The following is a 26,981-nucleotide window of genomic DNA, read 5'->3' as shown; positions in this document are numbered from 1 at the left end:
AGCCATTGTTTTAAATTTTATAGGTATTATTATGCTAAGAATTAAACAGAAAGAGTTATTAGACTATCTATTAACTAAAAATACACCTGTCTCAGCATTAAAATTATCTCAAATATTAGCGGTATCAATAAGAACTGTAAAAAATTATGTTGCAGAGATTAATGAGTTCCATGAACAAAAAATTATCATTTCCAGTCGGAAAGGCTATTTGTTATCACACAATTTATTATCACACGATATCGTCAATAAATTACATTATCAGAAAAACAATCTGCCTAAAACGTATCAGGAAAGAGCACACTTTGTTATCAAAGCGATCTTGTTATTTAAGAAAAGCAGTAACATATATGACCTCAGTAGTGATTTATGTATAAGTGATTCTACATTAAAAGCATTGATTTATAAAATGAATGCATCATTTCAACGTTTTAATGTGAAGTTTGTATGTAAAAACAGTCATGTTGAAATATTAGGCGCAGAACATGATCTAAGAAAATTAGTTTCTTATGCAATCTTTGAACAAACCAATTATCATTTCATTGATACAAAAGCATTGGAAAAAATATTTGAAAGTAACCAAATTAAAGTTGTTATTGAAATAATGACAAGCGTTTTTGATAAGTGGGAACTGTATCTTAGTGATTTTTCATCTACCAACCTTATTTTGCATTTCCTGATATTGATTAAACGATTGAAGAAAGGCAGATATCTGGGTAATCATAGATTACCTATAGAAAATAGCACCCTAAAATTGATCTCAGATGAATTATGCGACAAGCTTCAATGCTGTTTTGGGATTGTTGTTCCTGAAAGTGAAAGAAGATCTTGCTATCTTTTTCTGAAAACCAACATAAATTCTAATAAGGCAGATAATGAAGTCATTGATTCCGTTGGTGCTAAACTCTATCAATTTACTCGGCAACTTGCTGAGTCCGTACAAGAAAATTATCTGATTAATGTGTCTTCCGATGATTTTATTTCTTTATTGTCATTACATTTATCGGGATTACAAACCAGACTAAAACATAAAATATGGACTAAAAACCCCATGCTGGAGATAATCAAAAAGGAATGCAGAATTATCTTTGATATTGCTATATTTATCTCTTTGCAACTCAATGCGTTTTTCAACAGTAAATTGAATGAAGATGAAATTTCTTTCATTGCATTACATGTTGGAGCAGAATTTGAACGGCAAAAAAGGAATATTACTAAAGTGAGATCCGTGCTTTTGTGTCCAAGCTATCGTGGAATTGAAAATAAAATTTACCATCAGTTATTACGTGATTTTGGTGATGAGATTAACCTTATTAAGGTCATTTCTCAACCTGCTCAATTGGAGGGCATAGAGTTTGAATTATTGATTACGACGATAACTTTTTCTCCACAACGATATTATGAAACTATTTATATTTCACCGTTCCATTTAAGAGATAAACATTCTGAATTGATGGACAAAATTGATATAGCCAAGGCAAATCGGAAATGGGCGACGTTAATACGAAATATTGACTTATTTTTTGATCCTGAACTTTTTCTCTTTAACCCTGATTTTCGCAATCGGGATGAACTTATCGAAAGTGTTTGCCGGAAAATGTTAACGAAGGGATATGTTGAAGCTGATTTCATCGACTATGTGTATGAGCGTGAACATGCATCTTCGACGGCTTTTGGTATCTTAGCGTTACCTCACTCGGTAAAACCGGATGCGGTGAAAACCTGTATCGCCGTTGTTATCAGCCCGAAAGGGATACGCTGGGGAAGCGATGGACGGGTACATGTGGTGTTTTTGAGTGCAATAAATCGGATAGATAGAACATGTTTTGCGGAGAGTTATGATGCGTTGTTGGATATCTTCAATCGCGATGGTGTTATTGGTGCACTGGGTAAAATTACTGACTTCGAAAAATTCCGAAATATTTTAATTGAATATAAACATCATTAAAGAAATGAATTCCCAGAAGTATAATGGCTATTTGGTTGATATAAAATAAAAAACCACCTACCAAAGTGGTTTTTTCGATGGACAAAAGAGCTGATCATAGATTTTCTTCGATAACTGCTCAGATTGTGGGACAAAGTTTTTCGCAGTTAGTTTAATTGAGGATCTAAAATATCTATTACTTTAGTGAGTATTTCATCAACAATGCCAGGCGTAGCCTGCGCTGAATAGGTAGCTTTGAGTTCATTCAAATCAAGTGAGCGGATTTGGTAACAAAGCACAACACCGGTAATTTTTCCAGTATCGGTACTTGAGCCATCAAGATATACGGTGACAGCTTCAGAACGTGCTATTCCTCCTCTACTGGTAATTGGAACGCAAAGTGCAGTACCTAGCTTTTGATTTAGTGCAAATTCAGAGATAACCAGGTAGTAATGCGCCCCTTTAAACTCTCTGTCGCTAACGGGATCGCCATTAGCGTGCCAGATTTCGCCTTTACTTGGGAAGTTCCTTCTACGTACCATTAAATCACCTCATTACCAACAGGATGAGAATTTATGTCGTCGGCTGTTGCTTCGTTGAAAGTCTGTATTTCTGTTTCATCGATGCCCTGCAACAGTTCAGAAAGAGACTTCCGGCCTCTGGCAATTCTACCCGTTGGTTTGATGCTTATTGTGTCGCCTGATGGTGTTATATCCAATGTCATGCCTACAGACCATCCCATTACTGTTGCAACATCATTATAAAGAATTGTGTATATAACATATACATCATTAATCATATTCCGTTGAGTTTAGATCATGCCTCATAACCGATTATAGAATACAAAACTGTATCTTTAGTTTAGCTTCCTGAATTGAAATATTCGGGTCGTGACATCAATTTATTGAATCATGTATAGTATGCCTATTTGGAGAACATTCAGATGGCAAAGATTGATGTGACCTGTCCCTCTTGTTGTGCAGTTAAAGGGATCCACCGTAATGGGCGCTCACGTTCTGGTCAGCAACGTTATCTTTGCCAATCCTGCCGTCACTCCTGGCAACTCGAATTCACTTATGCCGCTTGTCGTCCCGGTACACATAAACAAATCGTCGATATGGCCATGAATGGCATGGGATGTCGGGCGACAGCACGAGTGATGGGAATTGGCCTGAATACCGTTCTTCGCCATTTAAAAAGCTCAAACCCAAATCGGTAACCGAAACCATTGCTCCTGGCACTGAAGTGATTGTCTGCTGTGAAATGGATGAGCAGTGGTCGTACGTGAAGTCAAAGAATCAGCCCCGCTGGCTCTTTTATGCCTACGACAGGATAAGACGAAAAGTGATCGCCCATGTTTTTGGCCCGAGAACAAAGAGGACCTTGGGGCGTCTGATGGCTTTGCTGGCGCCTTTTAACATAGTGGTCTATATGACAGATGGTTGGAGAAGTTATGAAAAAATACTGGCCGGTAAACTGCATGTGGTCAGCAAGCGTTATACACAACGCATAGAGAGGCATAACCTGAATCTTCGTCAGCATTTGGCAAGACTGACTCGCAAGACCTTATCTTTTTCAAAATCCATAGAAATGCATGACAGAGTCATTGGGTATTATTTGAACATTCGTCACTATCAATAAATTGGAATCATGACCAATATTCTTAGATAATGTTATTTGTGCTGATATTATATTTTTTGTTTTATTTAGGGATGTTTGGTTTATTCCTCTGTATTAAAAAAAGTAAAATATAGATTGTTTTTACTATGTTGCTTTATATTGAAATGCTTCTGTTTAGCTTTGGGTTAGGATATTTTTCTGTTGTTTTTATTTATAACGAATATATATTATGACATGGAAGCGGAGGAAAAATAACAACATATTATATAGTATACTAAAACAAATATTAATAATGAATCATTAATTCAATTATTTTAGTTAATTTAATCATAAATAAATAAAATTTTGATTTTGTTATGATGCTTGTGTAATAAGACTGAACAACCACCGACTAAAGTCGGTGGGTTAGTGATTAACGGACTGAAAGTCCGGATACGCGTCGGCTAAACGACGCGTCAATCGTCCATTCTGAAATTATCATCCGGGTTCGGTTCAAAATGATGCTCCAGATAGGCCCTTATCATCTCATCCGTTAATTGACCCACCGTGGCACAAAAATAGCCTCTACCCCAAAAATGTTGACCCCAGTATCGCTTTTTCAGATGCGAAAATTCTTCAAACAACTTACTCGCTGTCCTTCCCTTCAGTCTCCTCATGATTTCTGAGGGCGCTAATGTCGGAGGACTACTCACCAGTATGTGAATATGGTCTTTGCTTACTACGCCCTTTAATATCCTGATTTCAAACGTTTCACATGTCTGACGGACTAATTCCCGTACCCGTATAGCCACTTCACCTGTCAGCACTTTGTACCTGTATTTTGTTACCCACACAAAATGATATTCAATCTGGAATACTGTGTGACTGCCGTATCTGTAATCCATGTTGCACCTCCAGTACAACACAGTATTGCAGCTAAAGCTGACCGACTAAAGTCGGTGGTTTTAACCTTTCATATGGAAGAATAAATAAAATAAAAAGGATGAATTAAAGTAAATTTACCGATAAAAATATCAACTTTTCACATTAAGGTTAATGTAAGTGTTCGAATTCAAATTATATCGAAATAAAAGGGTTTTCAGATGGGGAAATGAGAAGTTAAATTAATTTTAAATTAAACCTGCAACACGAATGGAGAACGATATGTCATTAAATCAACGCTTAGCAGAAAATAAGATACCTGTTACAGAAGTTCCCGCAGTGACCTTAAAAATGTTAACCAGCCAGATAGAAGGAGTTGCTCGTCCAGGCGGTATCTTTACTAAAGAAGATCTCATTAATATCAAATTATATGTTAAACATAGTTTGGAACTTCCATTTACTTTACAGGGCGTCAAGGAATATATCGGTTATAACGATATTGATATTGATGGTTTGAAACCCGCGAATATTACCGCTCTGTTTAAAGAAATTCACGATCATGCACTTAGTTGGAGTGATGTAGAAAGTAACGTCCAACAGCAAAGTATCGATCTGGAAAATGCCGGCCGGCAAATTACCGAAACTGGAGGAGAAATAATCAGTGTCATTGAACAAATGCCGATTATTGAACGAGTAAAAACAGAATTAGGTGATTTAACTGATGAGCAATTAGCGGAAATAACTTATACCAATGATGATAAAGAAATCGCTGTTGAATTGGGTAATATCCTTGAGAGCATGAAGAAAGATATTAAAAAACAACAGGAAAATACTCAGAAAGTTAAAAATGCGGTAACCGATTTTAAGATCACTTTAATTGGTGGGAAATTAACAAATGGCGAAATTGCACAAGGATTAGAGCCACAGGTGAATAGTAAGAAAAAACTGATGGATGATAATAATCTTTCTGCAACCATTAAAGATCTGCAAGATAAGATTGATGAGAAGAATAAAGAGATTGAACAACTCCAAAAAGACTATGATAAATACGTTGGCCTGGCATTTTCTGGCATGGCCGGAGGTATAATTGGTTGGGCGATTACGGGGGGTATTTTTGGTGATAAAGCAGAAAAAGCCCGTAAACGAAAAAATGAACTGATCGAGGAAGTTAAGGGATTGCAAGATCAAGTGAAAAATAAAAGTGCATTGCAAACAGCCATTCAAAATCTTTCCCTTAATTTTAACAATATCCATATTTGTATGCTGGATGCGGAATCTGCCTTAAATCACTTAGATTTTATGTGGAATACAATGCTAACGCAAATTACGTCTTCAAAAGATAAATTTGCTGAAATTAATGATGCATTGAAGCTGACCTCTTTTGTGGCAACATTTAAGCAAGTTATTAGCCCCTGGAAAGAAGTTCAAGGCTCTGCTGTGCAATTAGTGAAGACTTTTGATGAAGCATTGGCTGAATATAAGAAACTCTACAACTAATTTTTTCTGAGAAAATTTTATAAAATAAAAAGGAATATTAAAATGTTTGAAGATAGTATCTTACAAAAAGAAATTTTGTATCCAGAAATTAATATCAAAGCCATGAATCAGGCGGTAAATGCTATTTGGCTTTTGGCACAACGACAAACATCCGGTATTGCAATTATCGGGGAAAAAGTTGAACGAATCAGGCTTTATAGCCGTGACCTTGATGAACTGGTGCGTCGTTCGTTGTCGCAATTAACGCCGATACTTAGCCAGCTTGCAGCGGGAGAGACTTTCCAAACAATCAACCAAATCGATGAGGCTTTGGCAGTTCCTGATTTGAGTGACGATGATCGTCAAGCTTTGTTGGCAGAACGTGATCAATTGATCCAAAAGTTATCGCAAGATATTGACCATGTGATTGTTAATTTCAGTAACAGCACTAAGCAATTGGATGGAAAAATCAACGATATTCGCAATATGGTGATTGCGGAGCGTTTGGGGGAGCTTTTGACACAAACGGAATCACAGAAAGCAAAATTGCTGAGTGATATTGAAAGTAAAGCCGAAAAAAGAAATAAATTGGATGCTGAACGGGCTAAAATTATCGAAAGTCAGGATGTGATCCGTGAAAATAATATTGCGGATATGTTTAAATATTTTATCCCTAGTGCCAGTGATATTGATGGCCTGGATTTTACTCAACCTAAAAAAGAGGCTATTAAACAGGCTATAAAACAAGGTGTTGAGATAGCCAGAAAAATATTAGGTAAAGTTTCTGAAGGATTGAAATATATCGATCTGGCCGATGCCAGAATGAAACTGAGTGATCAAATCGATCAAGTGATAAAAGAAACTGATGCCCTGAAAGTGACATTACACGAGACGGAACAACGGCTTTCTGGCTTAAAAGATGTAATGCAAATCGAAGCAGAACGCACCATTATGCTTGCTGAGGCGGTTAAACTGGAACAAGCGTGGAACACATTCGCGACTCAATTACATCGTTTATCAGGTAATAAAGTTGATCAGAAATATTTAACCAGTTTGATAAATGACCAATTGGATTTTTTAGCTAATTTAACCTCACAATATAATATGTTGAAATAAGCATTCTGATAAAGAAAGGTTGGGAATAAATATTCTCAGCCTTCGTTTTGATAAATTGTATCTGACCAGATTAAATCATTGCCGCAATATGAGAAAACTGATATTGCGTAAAGTCTTTGACCTTTAGGTGACCGTGTTCGATATAGCGCCTCACGTGACACGACTGCTTTATCGGCAATCTGTGCCATGTCTTCTCGCTTCGCGGGGAGACATCACACGCATCATGAAGTTAAATTGGGATATAAATAATTACAGAATGATAAGTTGCACACAATATTTTACGGATTTAACTGTTAATTTTTTAATGGTTCTGGTGTTTTTTCCTGAGAAGGATACCTCCAGAAACGACCAGATGATCATTCCAGAAAAAGCAGAGGAAAGGAAATGTCTTATATTCAATCTCATTTAGCGGGGCAAGTTTGGTTCTCACTCGGAGACAGCATAACAGAAAGAGGGTGGTATCAACCCATCGTGACTGAAATGTCAGGCTTAAGAAAATTTGTTAATTACGGCATTGGAGGAACCTGTATAGCTCAAAAAAATAAAGATGATAGTTCTGCTATTTGTTTAAGGTATAAAGAAATGGGCAACAACCCAGACATCATTACCATATGGGGAGGGGTTAACGATTTTGGCTATGATTTTGGCTCTTATGGAGGAATAGAAATAGGTGACAGTAAAGAAAAAACGCCATTAACATTTATTGGCGCGATGAATTTATTGCTGGCAGGAGTCACAAAGCAATACCCCTTATCAAGGATAGGGTTCATCATAACAACGCCTGTCTCAATAAAAAGAGGAATGAACCAGAAAAATCTGAAAGGATACTATTTATCGGATTATTGCCATGTTTGCCGGGAAGTCTGCGAAAGCTATTCCATTCCGTATCTGGATTTATTGAAAAATTCCGGTTTTAATGAAGAAAATATGGATATCATGACGAGCAATAGCGCAGGTACGGAATCCGATGGGTTACATCCGTCAAAAATAGGCATGGAAAAACTGGCTCCTAAAATATCAAACTTTATGTTGTCAATTTAAGAGGGATTTTGAATGAGAGTTCTGTCTATAGATTTATTAAAGATAATGTCTATCTTTTTTGTTGTCGTATCCCACGTTACATTGTTCTTCTTGTTACGTCATGATAATGACGTAATTTTGTATTTGTATCGGCAGGCAGGCCAGTTGGGTGTTTCGTTATTTTTTATGTGCAGTGGTTATTTTTTGCTGAATAATAAATATGAAAACCAAACAACTTATGCAATTAATAAAGTAAAGAAAGTTTTAATGGTATTGTTGTTTTGGTTGGTCTTTTATTATATCTATGATAATTTCTTTATTAGTCAATTCACAACGGTTTCTAGTGTTAATTTTTTAAATTATGTTAACGTTAGCCGGGTTATATCAGATGCCACTCATTTATGGTTTATATTTGCGATCATTTCTCTTTATATATTATCCCCGTTAATACGCAATTCATTTAATTCAGGGAATGCCAAGGGGCTTACAAAGATAATATTCATCATGTTTATTATTTCTAATTTTACATTGCTGAATGCATTGACCGAGTATAAGTATAACCTTTCCATTGTACCCTTTGATATTTTGCTCCCATTTCAGGTTGAAGGGTTACTTAGTTTTCTGATAGGCGGGTATATCGGGCTGACAAACCCTAAAATAAAATCCTTTTCCTTGAAACACATAACGCTGTTGGTATTATCCATTATCTCATTGATAGTGCTGTCACTGATATCTGTCAGAACAGGAATGACCTTCTTTTATGGGAAGTTTTATAATATATTCCTTCAAGTCTCTTCCGTATGCTTATTTTTATTTATGATTAATTTAAATATCAGTAAAATATCAGGAGTAACAGCAGGCATAAGCAAGAATATACTGGGGATATATCTCGTTCACAATATTTTTGTTGTTGAGATACATAATGATTTTATCCATGAGTTTTTGTTAAGGGTATTTCATAACGTAAATATATATATTTATATAATAGTGTATTCATTACTGGCTTTTATCCTCTCATATATATTGTGTGTTTTATTGCGGAAATTTAAGATAACCTCATCAATCATCACTATTTAATGTGATAAATTGAAGGGCATATATGACAGGCTTAAAAAAGCGCCGTATTCAGTCCGGAACGGCGCTAAGATATTAAGACTAAAAGGCTATGCCGGAAGCATAGCCTTGGATTCAGAATATAGATTTAGGGAAGTTATTGTGCACTCCACTTGAGGCTAAAATGTTTGGTTTGGTCTTTTTGTTGTAATATACTCAAAAAACTCGGCCAGAATCAGATCGGCTACTAGAACCACAGAAAACATTTAAGTGGCACATTTAACTATATGAATAATATGAAGAAGGCTCAGTATACCAAGGTTATAGGTATTGCCATCAACAGTGATATACAGAGTTCTTTGCAGTGGTGCCATTACTTCCGTCACAGCGGAGCATCTTTACAGGATATAGTTAGTATTAACCTGTCATAGCCATCGGAGGAGTACACTCCTAAATCATCTGGGGTATGGTCTATATAAAACTCTATAACATTTTCAATTCCCTTGTCAGTGGTTTGCAGTCCGGTTAAAGAACCAAACTTGCCACTTGAATAACCCAATAGCGTATAAGCTTGCTTGAAAACAAGACTAACAGACCCAAATGTGAGATCAAAAGACAGCGAAACATCAGAACCAGGTAACGTCGTCCAGTCACAAGCCATTAAATCTTCCAACGTTGGCTTCCAGGGTGCCCACATGCCATTTTGATCACTTTTCTCAATATACGGATTTCCTTTATCAGTGCCCACTTCTGATTCATAGGCAAGGCGCATATGTTCTATAGGAGCATTCCAGCCACTACGATGTACCTGTTTTTCTAAATACACCTGAATCAGTGCCCACGGAGAAGAGCCAACGGGTGCAGCGACATCATTGTCAATACTAGTCGTGAACCTTATATTGCTCAGGATCAAATGGGCATTGTTTAGTTGCATTAGCCTCGGGATTGTTTTGATCAGACATAATTTCCTCACTTATTTATCATTAGAGTAAAAGGTTATTTCATTCTATTGCTAAACCACCCGTTGATATTACTTAAGTTAAATTTAATCTCAATAGGATGCAGTCACACCGCCATTAATTCGCATTAATATCTGGCGTTGTATTATGGAATTCGTTTATTCGACGAGTAAATAATCTTCTGGAGGGTGAATTAAATATTTGCTGCTGATATTTTTTATTAAATGAATGACTAACAATTATAATATGTGGATTAATATACATTAATAGTAATATAAAAATTAAACTCTAACAAAGTGCTATTATGATTTTTTAATAATATTGTTTTTATTTAAATTCGAAGTATTCACGATCAATTTCTTATAAATTTCCAACCTTATTATAGAAAAACAAAAAGGCTATGCCGGAAGCATAGCCTTGGATTCAGAAAATAAATTTAGGGAAGTTATTGTGCACTCCACTTGAGGCTAAAATGTTTGGTTGGTTTTTTTTTTTTAATATCTCAAAAAACTCGGCGTCAGAAACAACTCCTGATCTCAGAGACATCATTTTGACTGCCATTATTATAAAAACAAGGTCAAATTTACCAAGGTTATAGGTATTGCCATCAACAGTGATATACAATCTTTGCAGTGATGCAATGCCGATCACTTCGTCACAGCTCGGCAGCATCTTTACAGGATATAGTTAGTATTAACCTGTCATAGCCATCGGAGGAGACTTAAATCATCTAAACTCTATAACATTTTCAATTCCCTTGTCAGTGGTTTGCAGTCCGGTTAAAGAACCAAAAGCTTGTCACAACTTGCATAACCCAATAGTCGTATAAGGCCCCAATATCGCATAGATGCAAAAAAAGAATTAAAACCAAATTTGAGATCAAAAGACAGCGAAACATTCAGTTAACTTTTCAGGTTTAACGTTTCGTCCAGTCACAAGCCATTAAATCTTCCAACGTTGGCTTCCAGGGTGCCCACATGCCATTTTGATCACTCTTCTCAATATACGGATTTCCTTTATCAGTGCCCACTTCTGATTCATAGGCAAGGCGCATATGTTCTATAGGAGCATTCCAGCCACTACGATGTACTGTTTTTCTAAATACACCTGAATCAGTGCCCACGGAGAAGAGCCAACGGGTGCAGCGACATCATTGTCAATACTAGTCGTGACTTTAACCTTATATTGCTCAGGATCAAATGGGCATTGTTTAGTTTCAGACATAATTTCCTCACTTATTTATCATTAGAGTAAAAGGTTATTTCATTCTATTGCTAAACCACCCGTTGATATTACTTAAGTTAAATTTAATCTCAATAGGATGCAGTCACACCGCCATTAATTCGCATTAATATCTGGCGTTGTATTATGGAATTCGTTTATTCGACGAGTAAATAATCTTCTGGAGGGTGAATTAAATATTTGCTGCTGATATTTTTTATTATAACTTATTCACCTTATTACAGAAAAACAAAAAGGCTATGCCGGAAGCATAGCCTTGGATTCAGGATTTGGATATTGATTATTTTGTTAAATTCACAGGCCTAAACCATATTGTTCTTTGTCATATTATCGTAATTCACTCCAGTTTTCGATGATGAGTCTCGTTTTTTCAATCATGTATGTCATGCCGACCGGAACAATAAACGTGATATTGCTAAACGTGTGTGGGCTACTGTCTAATGTTGCTAGTGTGGCAATATGTACTCCATTAACAAAAATTCTAGAATACTGACTTCCTGGGTAAGCAGAAATGACAACCTGAATAGGCGAACTTGTTTCATTTACGTATATTGTGCCGGGTGTTCTGGCATTGGTGACATTTTGCCAATTTTGTCCAACACCGATTATATTCTCTTTGAGGGCATTTTGGTTGGCAATATTGGCGAGATCGTATGCCGCCTTAACTGCTTTAGATGTTGCCGCATGAGTCTCACTATCACTATCAACGTCATTACTGAGGGTAACAAAGCCTCTATCTTCCAATGTTGCGTAAGGGTGATTGCGGCTTTGAGCGTGTTCTTCTATTGCTTCTTTGATCGAATTTTTGACATATTCCGGTGTTGTAACGACAACAAGGTCATCATTTTCTAATTCTAAGGTTTTTATTTCAGACTTTTTATCTTGATTATTCATATTATTTCCTGATTAATATTAAATGATGGGATATTTCTTCGACTGTGAAAATTAATAAAATCTGTTCATTAATATTTGATAGTACAGTTTAATTAAATTCAGTTGATTAATGTTTGGTAAGTTACATATTTGGATAGCAGGATGAGATAAAATATTAGGCTGGTAAATAATAAAATGTATCAATTGACTGATAAAACTAATTACGAAAAAAGTGAGATTTTCCACCTCAGTAGATAGAGAGTTTGTGCGAGTTGATTTATTTCAACCTTATGGCGTTGGTTACATACAGTTGTAATATAGAATGATAATAAGGTTGTGTAAAAGATTAATATTCTGATAAATAAAAGGCTGAGAATCTTTTTCTCAGCCTTAATAATAAATATTACTCATACTTAAGCAAAGTCATTGCTGCGTTAATCCGAGGTGTAATATCTGTTTCTGGCAATGGTGGAAGAATACCCAGTGCCATTTTCCTGAGTGGTTCTGCAATTACCATCGAAATGACAAATTCACTGATAATGGGAAAATCCATTTTTTTCAGTAATCCTTGTTGATATTGGCGTTCAAGCCAGTTAGCCAATATATTCCGGCCTCTTTCAATTCCAGCTTGCTGATATTTATCTAACATTGCTTGACGATAAGGAAAATCGGTTTGTAATAATTTAAATAATCCCACCGCTTCCATAGATAAAAGTTTTTCTGCTATTTTAATTAAAAATAGTTTAAATAACGTCATCAACTGCTGAAAATTATTAGCCTCTTTTTTAAAAGAGGGAATAAAATAATCTTCCCAACGTGTGACCATTTTTTCGAGCAAGTCTTCCCGATTTTTGACAAAACGGTAGAGCGTTTTTTTGGCAATACCGGCTTTTTTGGCAACCTCATCCATGGTTGTTTTGTTATAACCTTGATGAATAAGAAGTAAAAAGGTGACGTCGTGAATTTTTTGGCGTATTTCTTGCTCTGGAATAGTGGGGCGGCCTCGTGGACGTGGATGATTTTCTGCCATTTTTAGTACCTTAATAAGTTATTAATATTTGTATTACGCCGGCGTGATCCCATTAATAAACAGAACAACTTGATTTAAGTTTAAATGGAAGAATTAAATCACATTTCACCAAGTACAGAATTCGCAGAGGCTTGTCAACCCGATTAAAGCGTGATTACCCGTTCATGAAATTATGACGTCAATGCCGGATGTTGACGAAAAATAGCAGAATAGAGTGGGACCACGGTCCCACTTGGAGAGCAGCGTCATCTATTAGGGATTACGGTAATGTGATCGCTGACAAAATCTATTAGCTTGCTATCACTCGTGATGAGCGGAATCTTGTTGTGTTTTGCCTGTTTGCCATGCTCGAATCATGGCATTTTTTATTACCCCGCCATTATTTATAACTTACTGTTTTTATTAAGTTATTGTCATAATTGATATTGCTGAGTTATAGGGAATATTTCTATGATGTGACGTTCATCACAAGATGGCATTTTTTGCTAATTTTTGTTAGCAAAAGGTTTGTTTAGATCTTAGTATCGTCATTGCTTGTTACAAATTTAACATTAAATTAACTAAAACAAGTAAAATACTCCGCCCACCTGATTATTGACTATTCCAGAGCAAATTGTTCTTGGGATATGAATCTTTTGGCGGTGGCTAAATAATAACAAGACTAATGAGGATTATGATAATGATAAAACGCAACGCACTCGCAATGGCAATTCCGGTACTTCTCATTACGGGGGGCGCAAATGCCGCTGAAATTTATAATAAAGATGGCAATAAAATAGATTTATACGGAAAAGCCGATGTGCAAAGAACTTTCTCCAAATCAGATAGCCAGACTGGTGATGGTTCTGTCGGTCGTATCGGTATTAAAGGTTCAACCCAAATTACGGATACACTAACTGGCTTCGGGCGCTGGGAATTCAATATGGGCGCCAATGGTACAGAAGTGGAAAGTGGAGCCAATACCAGAACACGTTTAGCTTTCGCTGGGTTGAAATTTGGTGAATACGGTTCGCTGGATTATGGGCGTAATTATGGTGTGGTTTATGATGCCAACGCATGGACAGATGCATTGCCGGTCTTTGGTGGCGATTCTATGGCCGCAACCGATAATTTCCTGATGGGGCGCTCAACAGGGTTATTAACCTACCGCAACACTGACTTTTTTGGTCTGGTGAATGGCCTGAATTTTGCCTTGCAGTATCAGGCTAAAAATGATAGCGGTACTAAAAATAGCCGTAAAGATGTTGCAAGACAGAATGGTGATGGTTTTGGCCTTTCCAGCACTTATGATTTTGGTAATGGTTTAAATATTGGGGCGTCATACGGCAACTCTAACCGTACTTCGGTACAGAAACTGGGTTCTGATGCCGCTAATGTTCTGGCAAAAGGGAATAAAGCCGAAGCGTGGATCGTTTCTGCCAAGTATGACAAAGATAACGTCTATCTGGCCGCCATGTATGGTGAAACCCGTAATATGACCAGATTTGGCAGCTCTGTGAATAACTACACGATGTTTGCCAATAAAACCCAAAATATTGAGCTGACGGCTCAGTATCAGTTTGATTTTGGTTTACGCCCCTCTGTCGCTTTTGTTTATTCCAAAGGTAAAGATCTGGGTAATGACCTGGCTGATAAGAGTATATTGACAGACAAGGGATCTGAAGATTTGGTGAAATATGTTTCAGTCGGTGCCTTCTATAATTTCAACAAAAACATGGGTACGTATGCTGAATATCAATTTAACTTATTGAAAGATAATGATTTCACTAAGAAAGCGAAGATCAGTACTGACGATGTCTTTGGTGTTGGTTTGGTTTATCGCTTCTAATAGTTATCGAACTGCCTCAAACCCATTGAGGCAGTTCTCTTGTGATTACCTTTCGGCTTCACCGCCTAGTGCATCAATCGTGTTTTTGATGAGCGCAGCGAGTTCCCCTGTCATTAAGGTAAAATCAGCATCGAATCGTTGGGCAACATCTTCACGATCGATATCATCATTTTGATCACGTAAAGTTTCGCTGAATTTAATCCGTTTGAAAGTGCCATCGTCTGACAGCATAAACTGAATACGCTCTTCCCAGTCCAAGGCCAACTTAGTGACATATTTGCCGGATTCAATATGCGCCGCAATTTCGTCTGAGACCAAATCCTGTTTCTTACAGCGGATCACCCCACCTTCTTCCAGAATGGCTTTTAGCTCGGCTTCATCCATCAGGGCATAACCGGTAGGAAGATCACCTGAACGTACCCATTCGGTTAGCGTCAATTCAATGGGATTGGTGAAAGTAAGAGGAACAACAGGCAGTGATCCCAATGTCTTTCTCAGCAGGGCCAGATTATCTTCAGCCCGTTTTGCGCTGGCGGCATCAACGATGATCAAATGGTTGACGGTATCGATCCAAATATAGGTTTGGCTGAAACGGCTGAATGCGCGTGGCAGCAATGTATGGATCACTTCATCTTTCAGTGAATCTTTCTCTGTCTTTTTCAGCTTGCGGTGTTGTTCACCTTCCAGACGGGCTATTTTGTCCTGTAATTCCTGTTTAATCACCGGAGAAGGTAGCATTTTTTCTTCTTTGCGCGCGCAGATCAGAATTTGATTGCCGGAAGCATGGGTTAATGCTTCACCGTGGGAACCCATTGGCGAAACCCAGCCAGTTTTCATCATATCCTGGCTGCCGCATGGGGTGAATGCCAATGGGCTTAATTGTTTTTCCAGTTCATCCGCCGAAAGGGAGATCTCTCGGTTTAAACGGTAAATCATTAAATTTTTGAACCATAACATGCAGTTACCCCATATTGTTGCGCATCGTGATAAAGGTCATCTTAAAATATAAGGGTGCATGATAACGAATCATGTGACGAAGCCCTAGAACTTCATGAGTCCCATATAATCACTCTCTCATTTTCATATAATAAAAAGCGTCATCCGGCTAAATAGGAAAAATCAGCTATGCGTATCCGCTATCGCCAACGATAGCAAGGCAATGTTAAAAGTGCAGCTATGTGGCGACTTACCGCCCTAACCGGAGCACGTTTGTCTTTTTTAAGTAAATTGCCGGAGCTTGTAATTTAGGGAGGAGCTTGTTTGAGTTCTCCCGTATTATTCTATAAAGGGGAATAGCATGATGAAGAACATGTTGAAAATAAAACATGTTGAAAATATCAACCTTGGCAATGCTGGTGGCATTCAATGTGAACGCGGCAACCGTTGATTTACGGGTGATGGAAACCTCGGATATTCACGGCAATCTGATGGATTTCGATTACTTTAAAGATAAATCCACAGAGCAATTTGGTCTGGTTCGTACTGTGAACTTAATTAAGGCGGCCAAAGCGGAAGCAACCAATGCGATCTTGGTAGATAACGGTGACTTGATTCAAGGCAGTCCGCTTGCGGATTACATGGTGGCAAAAGGATTGAAACAAGGGGAGGTTCATCCGGCCTATAAGCTGATGAATACTATGGGTTATACCGTTGGTAACTTGGGTAACCATGAATTCAATTTTGGCTTGGATTATCTGAAACAGGCTCTCGCCGGTGCTAAATTCCCTTATATCAATGCGAATATCATCAATGCCAAAACCGGCAAAAACTACTTTACGCCTTATATTATCGTTGATACTCCAGTGAAAGATCGCGAAGGTAACGAGCATACGATTAAGATCGGTTATATCGGTTTTGTGCCACCACAAATCACAATTTGGGATAAAGCCAATCTCAATGGCAAAGTGGTTGTTAATGACATCACTGAAACCGCAAAAAAATTCGTCCCGCAAATGAAGAAAGAGGGGGCAGAGCTGATTATCGCCATTCCCCATTCCGGTTTTTCTCAAGATCCTTATAAAGCGATGGCAGAAAACTCGGTTTACTATCTGAGTGAAGTTCCCGGTATTAATGCCATTATGTTTGGTCATGCTCACGGTGTATTCCCAGGCAAGGAATATACAGGTATCAAGGGCGTTAATGTCGCTAATGGCACGATTAATGGCATTCCTGCCGTCATGCCGGGGCAGTGGGGGGATCATTTGGGTGTTGTTGATATGGTGATCAATAACGACAGTGGTGAATGGAAAGTCGAATCTGGCAAAGCGCAAGCCCGCCCTATCTATGACAAAGTCCATAAAAAAGCATTGGTTGAACGCGATAATAAACTGGCTTCCATCATCGAAAAAGATCATCTGGGAACGCGCAAATTCGTGAGTAAATTCATTGGTAAAGCCTCTGACAACATGTACAGCTATCTGGCGCTGATCCAGAGCGATCCCACCGTTCAGATCGTCAATGATGCGCAGGTAGATTACACCAAACGCTTTATTCAGGGTGATCCAAACTTGGATGGACTGCCTGTTTTAGCGGCGGCGGCACCTTTCAAAGCAGGCGGGCGTAAAAATTCACCGGCTGACTTTGTGGAAGTGGAAAAAGGGGATCTGACTTTCCGTAACGCCGCTGATTTATACCTCTACCCAAATACGCTGGTGGTGGTAAAAGCAACGGGGGCGGATGTGGTTGAGTGGCTGGAATGCTCGGCGGGCATGTTTAACCAGATTGATGCAAACTCCACCAAACCGCAAGAATTGCTGAACTGGGAGGGTTTCCGCACTTATAACTTCGATACCATCACAGGGGTTAACTATAAGATAGACCTGACTCAACCCGCCAAATATGACACTGATTGCCAGCTTATCAATAAAGGTGCGAACCGCATCAAAGATGTTACCTATCAGGGTAAGCCAATTGATCCAAACACCACTTTCTTGATCGCCACCAATAACTACCGTGGTTACGGTGGCAAATTTGCCGGAACCGGAGAAGATCACATTGCATTTGCTTCACCGGATGAAAACCGTACTATTTTAGCTTCTTACATTGCCAGAATCACCAAAGAGAAGGGGGTAGTATTAACCCAAGCGGAAAACAATTGGTCATTCTTGCCAATCAAAACAGATAAAAAATTAGATATCCGTTTCGAAACTTCCCCAACAGAAAAAGCAGCGAAATTCGTTAAGGAACACGCCCAATACCCGATGAAGTACTTAAAAAATGATGATACTGGTTTTGCTATCTATCAAATTAATTTGACAGAGAAAAAATAAAACTGACTGAACGTAATTGTATTAATGCCTGCTCTTCTGCCTGGCTAAAGGGCAGGCAAGTTATTGTGATAGCATTTATCTGTGATAGCAAGAATTTTGCAATGATTGGTTGTTTAGGATGCCAGTTGGCCAGATATCTAAGAGATAGTGTGACAGAGATAAAAGATACCGCAGATCAGCGTAGATAAAACCTATAGATCAAAGATATTGTAACGGTTGTTTGATCCAGATCAGAAATGCAACGCTAATTATCATGCGTTGTACTTCTGCATTAGCATAAATTTCAATTTACTCGAATATATTACTCAATATAGTCATTCTCATATCGGTAATAGTCATAAGGTAATAGTCATAAGGTAATAGTCATAAGGTAATAGTGGTATATGTATTGATTATTTAGCAATGAAAACAATTATGGAGACCGTTAATATGCAGAAAATGCTGGTAAGAATAATAAAAAATAAAATAGCTAAAATATTTATCTGTTCTGTCAGTCTGATGCTGGGAAATATCACTTTCTCATATGCTGCGATTGTTCCTCCCAATGTACAATTGGCGGATAAGCAAGAAATTACCCGCAATAATTTTTCCGAACCGAGTTCTTTAGATCCGCATAAGTCTGAGGGGAGCAGTGAATTTGATATTTTGCGGGATTTTTTTGAGCGTTTGGTGGATACAGATAAAGAAGAAAATATTATCCCTGCTCTGGCTGAACGCTGGGAAACCAAAGATAATAAAACGTGGATCTTCCATTTAAGAAAAGGTGTGAAATGGTCGGACGATACACCGATTACTGCCCATGATGTGGTTTTTTCTTTTCGGCGATTGGTGACTCCTGACACCGTTTCTCCTTATGGTAGCTACCTGATTCAAGCCAATGTCGTGAATGCTCATAATGTACTGTCTGGTAAGAAAAAACCGGAAGAACTCGGCGTTAGGGCGCTGAACGATGTAACGGTAGAAATCGCCTTGGAAAGGCCAAAAGCAGGTTTTCTGCAAATGTTGGCGCATCCCGCAGTGTCTCCTGTCAGTGAACGGGTTATTAAGAAATATGGCAACAAATGGACCCAGCCAAAGAATTTTGTCAGCAATGGGCCTTTTAAGCTCTCTGAATGGGTAGTGAATGAAAAAATTGTTGGTGTCAGAAATCCTTATTATTGGGATGATAAAAATACCCTAATTAATAAAGTCACTTACTTGCCATTATCAGATTATAAAGCGGATCTAAACCGCTATATGACAGGAGAAATTGATATATCTAACGGAGGGCCGTCGGAGTTTTTGCCAACCGTTAAGAAGAAATTTGGTGATCAATTGCATGTTAAACCCATAATGAGTGTTTATTACTATCTCTTTAATACACAAAAGCCGCCATTTAATGATATTCGGGTCAGGCAAGCGCTGGCTTTAGCACTGGATAGAAACATTATCACTGATAAGGTATTAGGCAATGGTCAAAAACCTGCTTATGATGTGGTATTTCCTGGGGCCGGAGGTATTTATTTAAAACAACCTGACTATGCCTTATGGACACAAGCACAGCGCGTTACCAAAGCCAAAATGTTACTGAATGAGGCTGGCTTTAACGAACAGAATCCACTCAAGTTTACCTTGTTATATAACACCTCCGATTCCCATAAAAAAATTGCCATTGCTGTCAGCTCGGCGTGGAAAAAGAATCTAGGTGTGGAAGTTATCTTACAAAATCAGGAAACCAAAACACAAAATGACAGTATGACGCAAGGCAATTTTGAGCTGACAAGATACGCATGGAATGCGGATTATAGTAGCCCGACCAGCTTTTTAGATATTTTCACATCAGGGAATACCAATAACCATATGAGATATCAAAATAAGGAATTCGATCAATGGGTTTTAACAGCAGATGAAACTAATGATCCCGCCGATTATCAACAAGCCATTGATATTCTCAATCAAGAAATACCTGCCATCCCCGTTTATTATTATGTCCGTGTAAAACTAGTCAAGCCCTATGTTGGTGGATTCCACGTTGACTCAATGGGAAATATCCCGACAAAAGATCTCTATATTATTAAACACTGATTTTTTGATAATAGAAGCCTGTTTAAACAGGCTTCTATTACTTGATAAGTTAATTGAAATTATCAAGTAAATAAAATGGCAGCGTAATGTAATGATAAAAGCAGCAATTAATGGAGACTCAAAACATGAAAAAACTCATAGCGGGTTTAATGAAAAAGAAGCTTACTCAAATTCTTACCTGTTCTCTGGGAGTATTATTAACAAACATCACATTTTCTTACGCTGCCGTTGTTCCTCCAGGAACACAATTAGCTGAAAATCAGGAAATTGTACGTAATAATGGCGCTTTCCCCGCCTCTTTAGATGTACATAAAGTAGAGAGTAATGTTGAGTTGAATATTATCCATGATTTTTTTGATGGTTTGGTTTATACCGACAGAAAAAGTCATATTGAGCCTCGATTGGCTGAACGTTGGGAGACGAATGATAACCAAACCTGGCTATTTCATTTAAGAAAAGGCGCTAAATGGTCTGATGGCTCGCCGATTACCGCCCATGATGTGGTATTTAGCTGGCGACGTCTGCTTGATCCAGAAATGGGTTCTCCTTATGGCAGCTACCTTGGAACCGCCCACATAATTAATGCAAACGATATACTGCTAGGTAAGAAAAAATTGGAAGAACTCGGTGTGAAAGCGCTGGATGATTTCACATTGGAAGTGAAACTTGATAAACCCGTGGCTTATTTCTTGCAGATGCTGACCCATCCAATTTTGGTTCCGGTGAGTGAAAAAGCGGTTAAAAAATATGGTAATAAATGGACACATCCCGATGTTTTTGTTGGCAGTGGTGCATTTAAACTCTCTGAATGGAAAGTGAACGAAAATGTTATTGGGGTCAGAAATCCTCATTATTGGGATGATAAAAATACCGTCATTAATAAAGTGACTTATCTTGCCATTACATCAGACAAGTCAGATTTAAACCGTTATCTTGCCGGTGAAATTGATATTACCATGACTATTCCTCTGGATTCCTTTGCATCATTAAAGAAAACATTGGGTGATCAAATTCATGTGAGTTCTATGCTCAGTACTTACTATTACGTGTTTAATACGCAAAAATCGCCGTTTAATGATGTTAGGGTTCGGAAAGCATTAAGTTTAGCTATAGATAGAGATGTAATTGCTCATAAGATATTGGGAATGGGACAACTGCCCGCTTACGATATTTTGCCTCCTAATATCGGCGGTATCACCTTAACCCCACCAGAATATGCCTCTTGGACACAGAAGCAGCGGGTTAAAAAAGCCAGAGAATTATTGAACGAAGCAGGTTTTAATGAGAAAAATCCGCTCAAATTCAACTTACTTTATAACACGAGAGAATCCCATAAAAAACTTGCCATTGCTGTCACTTCAATGTGGAAACAGAATCTTGGTGTTCAGGCAAGTTTGCAAAATCAGGAATGGAAAGTGATGCTGGATAATATGCACCAGAGCAAGTTCGATGTCGTCAGATACGCATGGACAGCGGATTACAACAGTCCAATGTCTTTTTTGGATACTTTCCTGACGGGAAGCAGTCATAATATACCACAATATGGCAATAATGATTTTGATCAGGCAGTTATTAAAGCAGGTGAAACCAATGACATTGTTTATTACCAAAAAGCGATAGCCATTTTTAATCATGATACGCCAGTTATCCCTGTTTATTATTATGTCAGTAATCGCTTGGTTAAACCTTATATTGGTGGATTTTACGTTACCCCAATGGATTATATTTCTACAAAAGATCTCTATGTTATTGAACATTGAACATTGATAACCATAGTGGTTCGTGATATCTATTCAAAGGAAAAGCAAGAATTGCTTTTCCTTTAGGGTAACTTTTGCCTCTGTGATGAAATTTGAAAACTATTGTGTATAAATACATAGCTATAAATATGGTCTGATGGTACGCCAATTACCGCGCATGATGTGGTATTTAGCTGGCGATGGTTAACAAACCCTAAAACGCTTTCTCCATATGGCCGCTATTTTGCTGATGCTTCCGTAGTAATACGGCTTTGCCACGCCGTTTCATAAAGCCATTTTTGCGTTGTACGCCAATGCCGTCGAGCAAGGGGATCTGCGGTTTGGCTTTCATGGGCTTGGCCCGCCGTCAACATCAGGTTGAGTGGGAACCCTTTTCCGAGTAGAAGTGGGATTTTGGCGCCATAACCACCGCGTGAGCGACCCAACGCCATTATCGTCAGCGATATCAGGATGTTAACCCTTTTTTGGCCCCGGCGGCGTTAATTCTTTACTGACCTCGCACGTTGCTGCCATCCAGACAAATTTAAGACCAGTCTCTTTCATCCAATGCTTCACACATTGCTGCATCCCACCCTTTAAAGAACCATTCTGTCAAGCAATGGACAGTAATCGGTGGTAATAAAGACCTTGTTGATAATGCCTGATTTTGACCAACGGTTAAATCGGTTATAAACCGTTTTCCAGGGACCGTCGTAGCGCAGTCAGGCAAATCGCGCCAGGGCGCCTCCCCCCCCCCCCCCCGGATGTTTTTCGCCCCGCGCGTCTTCTCTTTGCTCCTCCAACAATAGCCTCTTCCCTCTCCGCATGTGACACTTAAACCAGAACATCTTCATCATTCACTCATTTTTCCCGGTATCGTTTACCTTTCCGCCCTCCCCCCCCGTTCTGTGCCTGCGTGCGAGGCGGAAGCAGCGCACAGGCGCACCTGAACATAAACCAGAAACCATTGCCCATTTTTGTATCCCACGACGGTGTTCAACATGTGGACGTCCTGCCTGCGCTGAACGGACAGGCGGTAAACAAGGTTCTATCACTCTCCAGGCGTCATGCCCAGAAATGTCGTAGCGTGCCATCTTTTTGTCCCAGCTATTAAAATCAACTGGATAAAATAATACTATCAATTTATATTAAGGGGCACAGCCTAATATTACATACACACCATACACATTGCTCAAGCGGGTGTTACTATTTGATTTCCATGTTTAAACTCGAAATTCTGCTGCCAATTGACTGAAACCTAATCCATTCTTTTTTTCCACTTTTATTTGAACAGGGAGCCGCTCTTTTAATGCTTCTACATGGCTAATTATCCCGATAGTTTTTCCTGATGCATTAAGGTGGTCCAGTGCATCCAAAGCGATATCCAGGGTTTCAGGATCAAGCGTGCCAAACCCTTCATCAAGGAACAGGGATTCTATTTGTGTCTTGTTACTCACGAGATCAGACAAGGCAAGTGCAAGAGCCAGGCTGACAAGGAAACTTTCACCTCCAGAAAGTGTTTTGGTATCTCTCATGGCTTCCGCTTGCCAGGTGTCAACGACTTGTAATTCCAGCCCACCGTCATCCTTGCGTTGCAAGTAGTAGCGTCCATGTAATTTTTCCAATCGAATATTGGCCAGATGCACGAGATGATCCAATGTCAGGCCTTGAGCAAAACGGCGGAATTTAGCGCCATCGGCGGAGCCAATAAGATTATTGAGATAGTTCCAGTCATCATATGTTTGTTGTAAAAGTGCGATCTGTGCCAGTAATTCCTGTTGGTGTTGGCGGCGAGTTGCATCACTGTTCAATAGGGTTCTGACTTCGCCTTGTTGTTGGTTGTTGTGTTTCAACTGAGCCGTAACGTCGGTCAATAGGGCGGCTAATTGTTGAGGTTCATACTGGTTAAGTAACTGCGGCTGTGTTTTTGTATGTCGCTGTAAGGCCACTTCTGATTCATGATGGCGTGTTTTGGCTTGCAATTGTTGCTGTTCAAGTTTTTCTTGTAATTGTTGTAATTTTTCCCGCTGTTCCGGTTCCAATAAAGCACGTTCAAAGGATGATTGATCAGGAAAGCCTTGCCGTTCTAAGCTTGTTTGGAAATGGCTGGCAGCAAGTTTGTAGTTTGCTTCGGCGGCGATGTGGCTTTTTTCTATTTCACTGGCAGCACCGATTAATTGACTCATTTTATTTTGCAGGGTTTGCAGATGGAAAGTTGCTTGTTTGTGGCTTGTTTCCAGTTCATTGGTTTTTTGTTGCAAAGCCTGACGAACGGCAATGATGGATTGTTCGCCAAATAAACGATGACGTTCCTGGCGTGTTTGTTCCAATAACTGTATTTGTTGTTTCTGCTGTTCATTCAAAGCATGAAGATGAGTGGAGAGCTTATTTTTTTGTTTGTCTAGTTCACCCAGTTTGCTTTGCAAGGCTGCTTGTTCTTTTTGTAGCAGCTGCCACTTTTCTCGTGAATTGTGGTAATTTTTTAATTCCTGTTCACGCTGTTGCAGCCAGTTTTCTGTTTCATCGGGGGCTGGGAGTGTGAAAGGTGTTAGCTGTAATTCCGTGTTTAACTGTTGTGCTGTCGCTGCGTAGTTAGCTTCTATTTGTTGAACTTCTCCCGCCTTTTCTGCCAATTGCTTTTGGGCTGAATCCTGTTTGAACTTTTCCAATTCAATATTCTTTTCACAAGCTTGGTATTGCTCCCGATTGCCAGCAAGTGCTTTTTCGGCTGCTTGATAGTTTTTCTCTGCCTGTGAAAGTGCTTCTTGTTGTGCTTGGTATTGGTGATAAGTAGATTGTCGCTGACTGATAAAGTGATTAACCGTGTCTGCTTCCATCGGTAATTCTGTAGCTTGTAACTGCTGGCAATGGTGTTCCCACTGTTTAACCAATGCTGCTAATTTAATAGTGCATTGTGCAATATTTTGCTGCAATTGCTCGCAGTGCTGCTGTTGAATCTGTTGTTTTTGCTGTAGGGTCGCACGATTTTCTTGCAATTGTTCAATCTGTTGGCGCAGACTTTTCAAACGCTCTTCTGAATGTGGTAGGGCAATATTCTGGTATTCGTTGATTAAAGGATGATGAGTTGAACCACACAGCGGGCAAGATTCACCTGCTTTTAATTGTGCCCGTTCTTTTTCCAGACTAACTATTTGTTGTTCTAAACGAATTCGATTGGTGAGATCGTCATAATGTTGCTGCTTGTCTGCCAACTGTTGATTGAGGATTGCGGTTTGATCAGGTAAGTCTTTTACCAATGCTTGAGATTGGATCAATTGGTTTTTATCAGCTGAGATCGTGGTATGTAACTGCTGGATCTGGGGAAGTAAGATCTCCAGTTGGTTTTGTGATACCCATTGTTTCTGATAATTTTCTAAATTTTTTTGTAATTGTTCTAATGGATGCTTTTGCTGCAAAGTTGTGAGTTGGCTTGCAGCAGCGGCAAGGCTGTTGCGCAGCATTTGGCTCTGTTCTTGGTGTTTGGCTAACTCTGCATTCAAGGTATGTAAATAATCGGTTGTGTGGGCAAGCTCTGAGGCAATTTGTTGGGTGCTTTGGGTAAGCTGATTTATTTTTTCTTGTCGCTCTTTCTGGCGGGTGAATAGTTGCTTCCATTCAGGCAGTTTGCTGTCCAAACTGCGGTAATAAGGGTGCTGCTCATCATAGGATTCCAACTCCTTTTGTTCGCTATTTAAAGCAGCTGTTCGATCCTGTGTCGCTTGGTGTTGGGATAAGATGTCTGTGAGGTCACGGTTTTGTCCTGCAATCTCTTGTTCAAGTTTCAGCAAATCCTTGGATTGAGTGTCAATTTTATGATCGAGCGGCGCAATTTGCTCTGAGATGAGCGTTTCTTGCTGGTTTTGATGCTGTAGATGTTCTTCCCGCTTTTTTTCCAGTTGTGCCAGGTGCTGTTCGGCAGGTTGCAGCATTGCCAGCTGTTGTTGGCGTTCATGCTCTATTTTTGTGCGTTGTTCTGTGATCCTCTGTTTTTCATGGATGGCTCGGTTTTGTGCATCCCATAATGGACGGATTTTCTCTGCTGGTTCGCCGGCAGCAAGTTGCTGCAATTGAGGTTGTGCTTCTTGAATTGCTTGCTCAGTTTGTTGTAAAAGTGAAGCACTGCTGACCAGTGATTGCTGTAGCTCATTCTGTCGCAAAAGCCACTGTTCGGCTGTTTGCAATGCTTTCATTTGTTGGCTGAGTTGGGTTTCTTCTGCAATAAGCTGTTGTTGTTGGTTTTGGTATGTCTGTTGTTGTTCTGGCGTGAGTAACTCAATGGAAGAGGCTTTGGCTTGTTGGATATTCAGCTCAGATTGTGCCTCTTTATGGCGTTGATAAATTTCCTGGGACAGGATGCCGTAAATTTCTGTACCGGTTAGCTCTTCCAGTAGATCGGCTCTGTCTTTATCTTGTGCATTTAAAAATGCGGCAAAATTCCCCTGTGACAAAAGCATTGATTTGGTAAAACGGCTAAAATCCAGCCCAGTTATTTCGGCTATTTTTTCTTTTTTCTCTGGAATTTTATCAGCCAGGATTTTTCCCTCTTTTTTGAGGGCTAATTCTCCTTTTGGGGGCTGGAGTTTGCCATTTGCCTGGTTACGAGCACGACGCTGACTCCAAAATGCCCGATAAGCGACGCCTTTGACTTCAAATTCTACTTCAGCAAGGCACTCTGCGGTATGACGGGTCATGAGTTCATTTTGCGAGGCAGAAATAGTGTTGAGCCTTGGTGTTTCATGATAAAGGGCGAGGCAAATGGCATCCAATAAAGATGTTTTTCCTGCACCTGTAGGGCCGATAATGGCAAACAATCCATTGCTGGCAAAGGGTTCTGCCGTAAAGTCAATTTTCCATTCACCTTGCAGGGAATTGATATTTTTCAGCCGTAAGCTAAGAATTTTCATGGC

The 26,981-nt window shown here is 39.1% G+C and carries 20 protein-coding genes and 4 pseudogenes; 11 read left to right on the top strand and 13 right to left on the bottom strand.

Going from position 1 to position 26,981, the window contains the following annotated elements; genetic code table 11:
• Positions 1-31 precede the first annotated feature (31 nt).
• Positions 32-1,945, top strand: a complete 1,914-nt coding sequence (locus ACSJJG_RS16550) for a BglG family transcription antiterminator (RefSeq protein ID WP_481089942.1) — start codon at positions 32-34, stop codon at positions 1,943-1,945.
• A 146-nt stretch (positions 1,946-2,091) separates the two neighbouring features.
• Here ACSJJG_RS16550 and ACSJJG_RS16545 read toward each other — a convergent pair whose 3' ends face one another.
• Together ACSJJG_RS16545 and ACSJJG_RS16540 are read right to left on the bottom strand one after the other, a co-directional pair.
• Positions 2,092-2,466, bottom strand: coding sequence for a type II toxin-antitoxin system PemK/MazF family toxin (locus ACSJJG_RS16545; RefSeq protein ID WP_189761259.1), 375 nt, complete (start codon positions 2,464-2,466; stop codon positions 2,092-2,094).
• Entirely contained in the window at positions 2,466-2,666 is a 201-nt protein-coding gene (locus ACSJJG_RS16540) for an antitoxin (protein WP_311062224.1), read from the bottom strand. Before ACSJJG_RS16540 ends, ACSJJG_RS16545 begins: the two co-directional genes overlap by 1 nt.
• A 201-nt stretch (positions 2,667-2,867) precedes the next feature.
• Between ACSJJG_RS16540 and ACSJJG_RS16535 the strand changes: the two genes are divergently transcribed.
• A protein-coding gene (locus tag ACSJJG_RS16535; protein ID WP_223281913.1) for an IS1 family transposase occupies positions 2,868-3,565 on the top strand; the annotation gives its coding sequence in 2 pieces (ribosomal slippage) (positions 2,868-3,117 and positions 3,117-3,565; 699 coding nt in all).
• Positions 3,566-3,999: 434 nt separating this feature from the next.
• Here ACSJJG_RS16535 and tnpA read toward each other — a convergent pair.
• Positions 4,000-4,428, bottom strand: a complete 429-nt coding sequence (tnpA, locus tag ACSJJG_RS16530) for an IS200/IS605 family transposase (RefSeq protein ID WP_189761458.1) — start codon at positions 4,426-4,428, stop codon at positions 4,000-4,002.
• 259 nt (positions 4,429-4,687) lie between these two features.
• On the opposite strand from tnpA, the gene ACSJJG_RS16525 reads away from it, so the two are divergent.
• The 4 genes from ACSJJG_RS16525 (at position 4,688) to ACSJJG_RS16510 (ending at position 9,094) form a co-directional block, all read left to right on the top strand.
• The gene (locus ACSJJG_RS16525) at positions 4,688-5,902 is read left to right on the top strand and encodes an alpha-xenorhabdolysin family binary toxin subunit A (RefSeq protein ID WP_276529791.1); all 1,215 of its coding nucleotides are present in this window, start codon (positions 4,688-4,690) and stop codon (positions 5,900-5,902) included.
• A gap of 42 nt (positions 5,903-5,944) precedes the next feature.
• Positions 5,945-6,997 (top strand): alpha-xenorhabdolysin family binary toxin subunit B, encoded by a 1,053-nt coding sequence (locus ACSJJG_RS16520; protein WP_189760332.1) that lies wholly within the window; start codon positions 5,945-5,947, stop codon positions 6,995-6,997.
• A gap of 384 nt (positions 6,998-7,381) precedes the next feature.
• Entirely contained in the window at positions 7,382-8,038 is a 657-nt protein-coding gene (locus tag ACSJJG_RS16515) for an SGNH/GDSL hydrolase family protein (protein ID WP_481089941.1), read from the top strand.
• Positions 8,039-8,050: 12 nt separating this feature from the next.
• Positions 8,051-9,094, top strand: coding sequence for an acyltransferase (locus ACSJJG_RS16510; RefSeq protein WP_481089940.1), 1,044 nt, complete (start codon positions 8,051-8,053; stop codon positions 9,092-9,094).
• A gap of 358 nt (positions 9,095-9,452) precedes the next feature.
• Here the strand turns inward: ACSJJG_RS16510 and ACSJJG_RS16505 are convergent, their stop codons facing one another.
• From ACSJJG_RS16505 to ACSJJG_RS16485, 5 genes and pseudogenes are all read right to left on the bottom strand, one after another.
• Positions 9,453-10,004 carry a Thoeris anti-defense Tad2 family protein gene (locus tag ACSJJG_RS16505; RefSeq protein ID WP_481089939.1) on the bottom strand — a complete coding sequence of 184 codons (552 nt, stop codon included), beginning with the start codon at positions 10,002-10,004 and terminating at the stop codon, positions 9,453-9,455.
• Between the two features lie 448 nt (positions 10,005-10,452).
• A complete protein-coding gene (locus ACSJJG_RS16500) occupies positions 10,453-10,680 on the bottom strand; it encodes a hypothetical protein (RefSeq protein WP_481089938.1) in 228 nt (75 codons plus the stop codon).
• Between the two features lie 277 nt (positions 10,681-10,957).
• Positions 10,958-11,253, bottom strand: a pseudogene (locus ACSJJG_RS16495) (Thoeris anti-defense Tad2 family protein); the annotation flags it as partial.
• Between the two features lie 345 nt (positions 11,254-11,598).
• Positions 11,599-12,165, bottom strand: a complete 567-nt coding sequence (locus ACSJJG_RS16490; protein WP_481089937.1) for a tail fiber protein — start codon at positions 12,163-12,165, stop codon at positions 11,599-11,601.
• A gap of 382 nt (positions 12,166-12,547) precedes the next feature.
• Positions 12,548-13,174: a TetR/AcrR family transcriptional regulator gene (locus ACSJJG_RS16485; protein WP_481089936.1), complete on the bottom strand. Its 627-nt coding sequence runs from the start codon at positions 13,172-13,174 to the stop codon at positions 12,548-12,550.
• Positions 13,175-13,853: 679 nt separating this feature from the next.
• Between ACSJJG_RS16485 and ACSJJG_RS16480 the strand changes: the two genes are divergently transcribed.
• A complete protein-coding gene (locus ACSJJG_RS16480; RefSeq protein WP_481089935.1) occupies positions 13,854-15,002 on the top strand; it encodes a porin in 1,149 nt (382 codons plus the stop codon).
• Between the two features lie 45 nt (positions 15,003-15,047).
• Here the strand turns inward: ACSJJG_RS16480 and rdgC are convergent, their stop codons facing one another.
• The gene (gene rdgC / locus ACSJJG_RS16475) at positions 15,048-15,959 is read right to left on the bottom strand and encodes a recombination-associated protein RdgC (protein WP_481089934.1); all 912 of its coding nucleotides are present in this window, start codon (positions 15,957-15,959) and stop codon (positions 15,048-15,050) included.
• Between the two features lie 368 nt (positions 15,960-16,327).
• Between rdgC and ACSJJG_RS16470 the strand changes: the two genes are divergently transcribed.
• The 4 genes and pseudogenes from ACSJJG_RS16470 to ACSJJG_RS16455 all read left to right on the top strand — a co-directional run.
• Entirely contained in the window at positions 16,328-18,271 is a 1,944-nt protein-coding gene (locus ACSJJG_RS16470) for a bifunctional 2',3'-cyclic-nucleotide 2'-phosphodiesterase/3'-nucleotidase (RefSeq protein ID WP_481089933.1), read from the top strand.
• A gap of 429 nt (positions 18,272-18,700) precedes the next feature.
• Complete coding sequence (locus ACSJJG_RS16465) at positions 18,701-20,335, top strand: ABC transporter substrate-binding protein (RefSeq protein WP_481089932.1); 1,635 nt, start codon at positions 18,701-18,703, stop codon at positions 20,333-20,335.
• 125 nt (positions 20,336-20,460) lie between these two features.
• Positions 20,461-22,095 (top strand): ABC transporter substrate-binding protein, encoded by a 1,635-nt coding sequence (locus ACSJJG_RS16460; protein WP_481089931.1) that lies wholly within the window; start codon positions 20,461-20,463, stop codon positions 22,093-22,095.
• Positions 22,096-22,224: 129 nt separating this feature from the next.
• Positions 22,225-22,335: pseudogene (locus tag ACSJJG_RS16455) on the top strand (ABC transporter substrate-binding protein); the annotation flags it as partial.
• On the opposite strand, the pseudogene ACSJJG_RS16450 reads toward ACSJJG_RS16455, so the two are convergent.
• The 4 genes and pseudogenes from ACSJJG_RS16450 to ACSJJG_RS16435 all read right to left on the bottom strand — a co-directional run.
• Positions 22,328-22,551, bottom strand: a pseudogene (locus ACSJJG_RS16450) (IS5/IS1182 family transposase); the annotation flags it as partial. The pseudogenes ACSJJG_RS16455 and ACSJJG_RS16450 sit on opposite strands and share 8 nt — an antisense overlap.
• A 125-nt stretch (positions 22,552-22,676) precedes the next feature.
• A pseudogene (locus ACSJJG_RS16445) lies at positions 22,677-22,819 on the bottom strand (transposase); the annotation flags it as partial.
• A 112-nt stretch (positions 22,820-22,931) separates the two neighbouring features.
• Entirely contained in the window at positions 22,932-23,168 is a 237-nt protein-coding gene (locus tag ACSJJG_RS16440) for a hypothetical protein (RefSeq protein ID WP_481089930.1), read from the bottom strand.
• Between the two features lie 129 nt (positions 23,169-23,297).
• Positions 23,298-26,978 carry an AAA family ATPase gene (locus ACSJJG_RS16435; RefSeq protein WP_481089929.1) on the bottom strand — a complete coding sequence of 1,227 codons (3,681 nt, stop codon included), beginning with the start codon at positions 26,976-26,978 and terminating at the stop codon, positions 23,298-23,300.
• Positions 26,979-26,981: the final 3 nt, after the last annotated feature.

The sequence above is a fragment of the Xenorhabdus sp. SGI 60 genome (assembly GCF_056632175.1).
This window is presented reverse-complemented; position numbering and strand designations above follow the sequence as displayed.

Bases quoted from the DNA above. Each gene is read 5' to 3' on its own strand.
- ACSJJG_RS16435 (WP_481089929.1), bottom strand. From the start codon at position 26,978: ATGAAAATTCTTAGCTTACGGCTGAAAAATATCAATTCCCTGCAAGGT.
- ACSJJG_RS16465 (WP_481089932.1), top strand. From the start codon at position 18,701: ATGCAGAAAATGCTGGTAAGAATAATAAAAAATAAAATAGCTAAAATA.
- ACSJJG_RS16540 (WP_311062224.1), bottom strand. From the start codon at position 2,666: ATGGGATGGTCTGTAGGCATGACATTGGATATAACACCATCAGGCGAC.
- tnpA (WP_189761458.1), bottom strand. From the start codon at position 4,428: ATGGATTACAGATACGGCAGTCACACAGTATTCCAGATTGAATATCAT.
- ACSJJG_RS16480 (WP_481089935.1), top strand. From the start codon at position 13,854: ATGATAAAACGCAACGCACTCGCAATGGCAATTCCGGTACTTCTCATT.
- ACSJJG_RS16460 (WP_481089931.1), top strand. From the start codon at position 20,461: ATGAAAAAACTCATAGCGGGTTTAATGAAAAAGAAGCTTACTCAAATT.
- ACSJJG_RS16520 (WP_189760332.1), top strand. From the start codon at position 5,945: ATGTTTGAAGATAGTATCTTACAAAAAGAAATTTTGTATCCAGAAATT.
- ACSJJG_RS16525 (WP_276529791.1), top strand. From the start codon at position 4,688: ATGTCATTAAATCAACGCTTAGCAGAAAATAAGATACCTGTTACAGAA.
- ACSJJG_RS16490 (WP_481089937.1), bottom strand. From the start codon at position 12,165: ATGAATAATCAAGATAAAAAGTCTGAAATAAAAACCTTAGAATTAGAA.
- ACSJJG_RS16485 (WP_481089936.1), bottom strand. From the start codon at position 13,174: ATGGCAGAAAATCATCCACGTCCACGAGGCCGCCCCACTATTCCAGAG.
- ACSJJG_RS16440 (WP_481089930.1), bottom strand. From the start codon at position 23,168: ATGGCACGCTACGACATTTCTGGGCATGACGCCTGGAGAGTGATAGAA.
- ACSJJG_RS16545 (WP_189761259.1), bottom strand. From the start codon at position 2,466: ATGGTACGTAGAAGGAACTTCCCAAGTAAAGGCGAAATCTGGCACGCT.
- rdgC (WP_481089934.1), bottom strand. From the start codon at position 15,959: ATGTTATGGTTCAAAAATTTAATGATTTACCGTTTAAACCGAGAGATC.
- ACSJJG_RS16550 (WP_481089942.1), top strand. From the start codon at position 32: ATGCTAAGAATTAAACAGAAAGAGTTATTAGACTATCTATTAACTAAA.
- ACSJJG_RS16470 (WP_481089933.1), top strand. From the start codon at position 16,328: ATGTTGAAAATATCAACCTTGGCAATGCTGGTGGCATTCAATGTGAAC.
- ACSJJG_RS16505 (WP_481089939.1), bottom strand. From the start codon at position 10,004: ATGCAACTAAACAATGCCCATTTGATCCTGAGCAATATAAGGTTCACG.
- ACSJJG_RS16510 (WP_481089940.1), top strand. From the start codon at position 8,051: ATGAGAGTTCTGTCTATAGATTTATTAAAGATAATGTCTATCTTTTTT.
- ACSJJG_RS16515 (WP_481089941.1), top strand. From the start codon at position 7,382: ATGTCTTATATTCAATCTCATTTAGCGGGGCAAGTTTGGTTCTCACTC.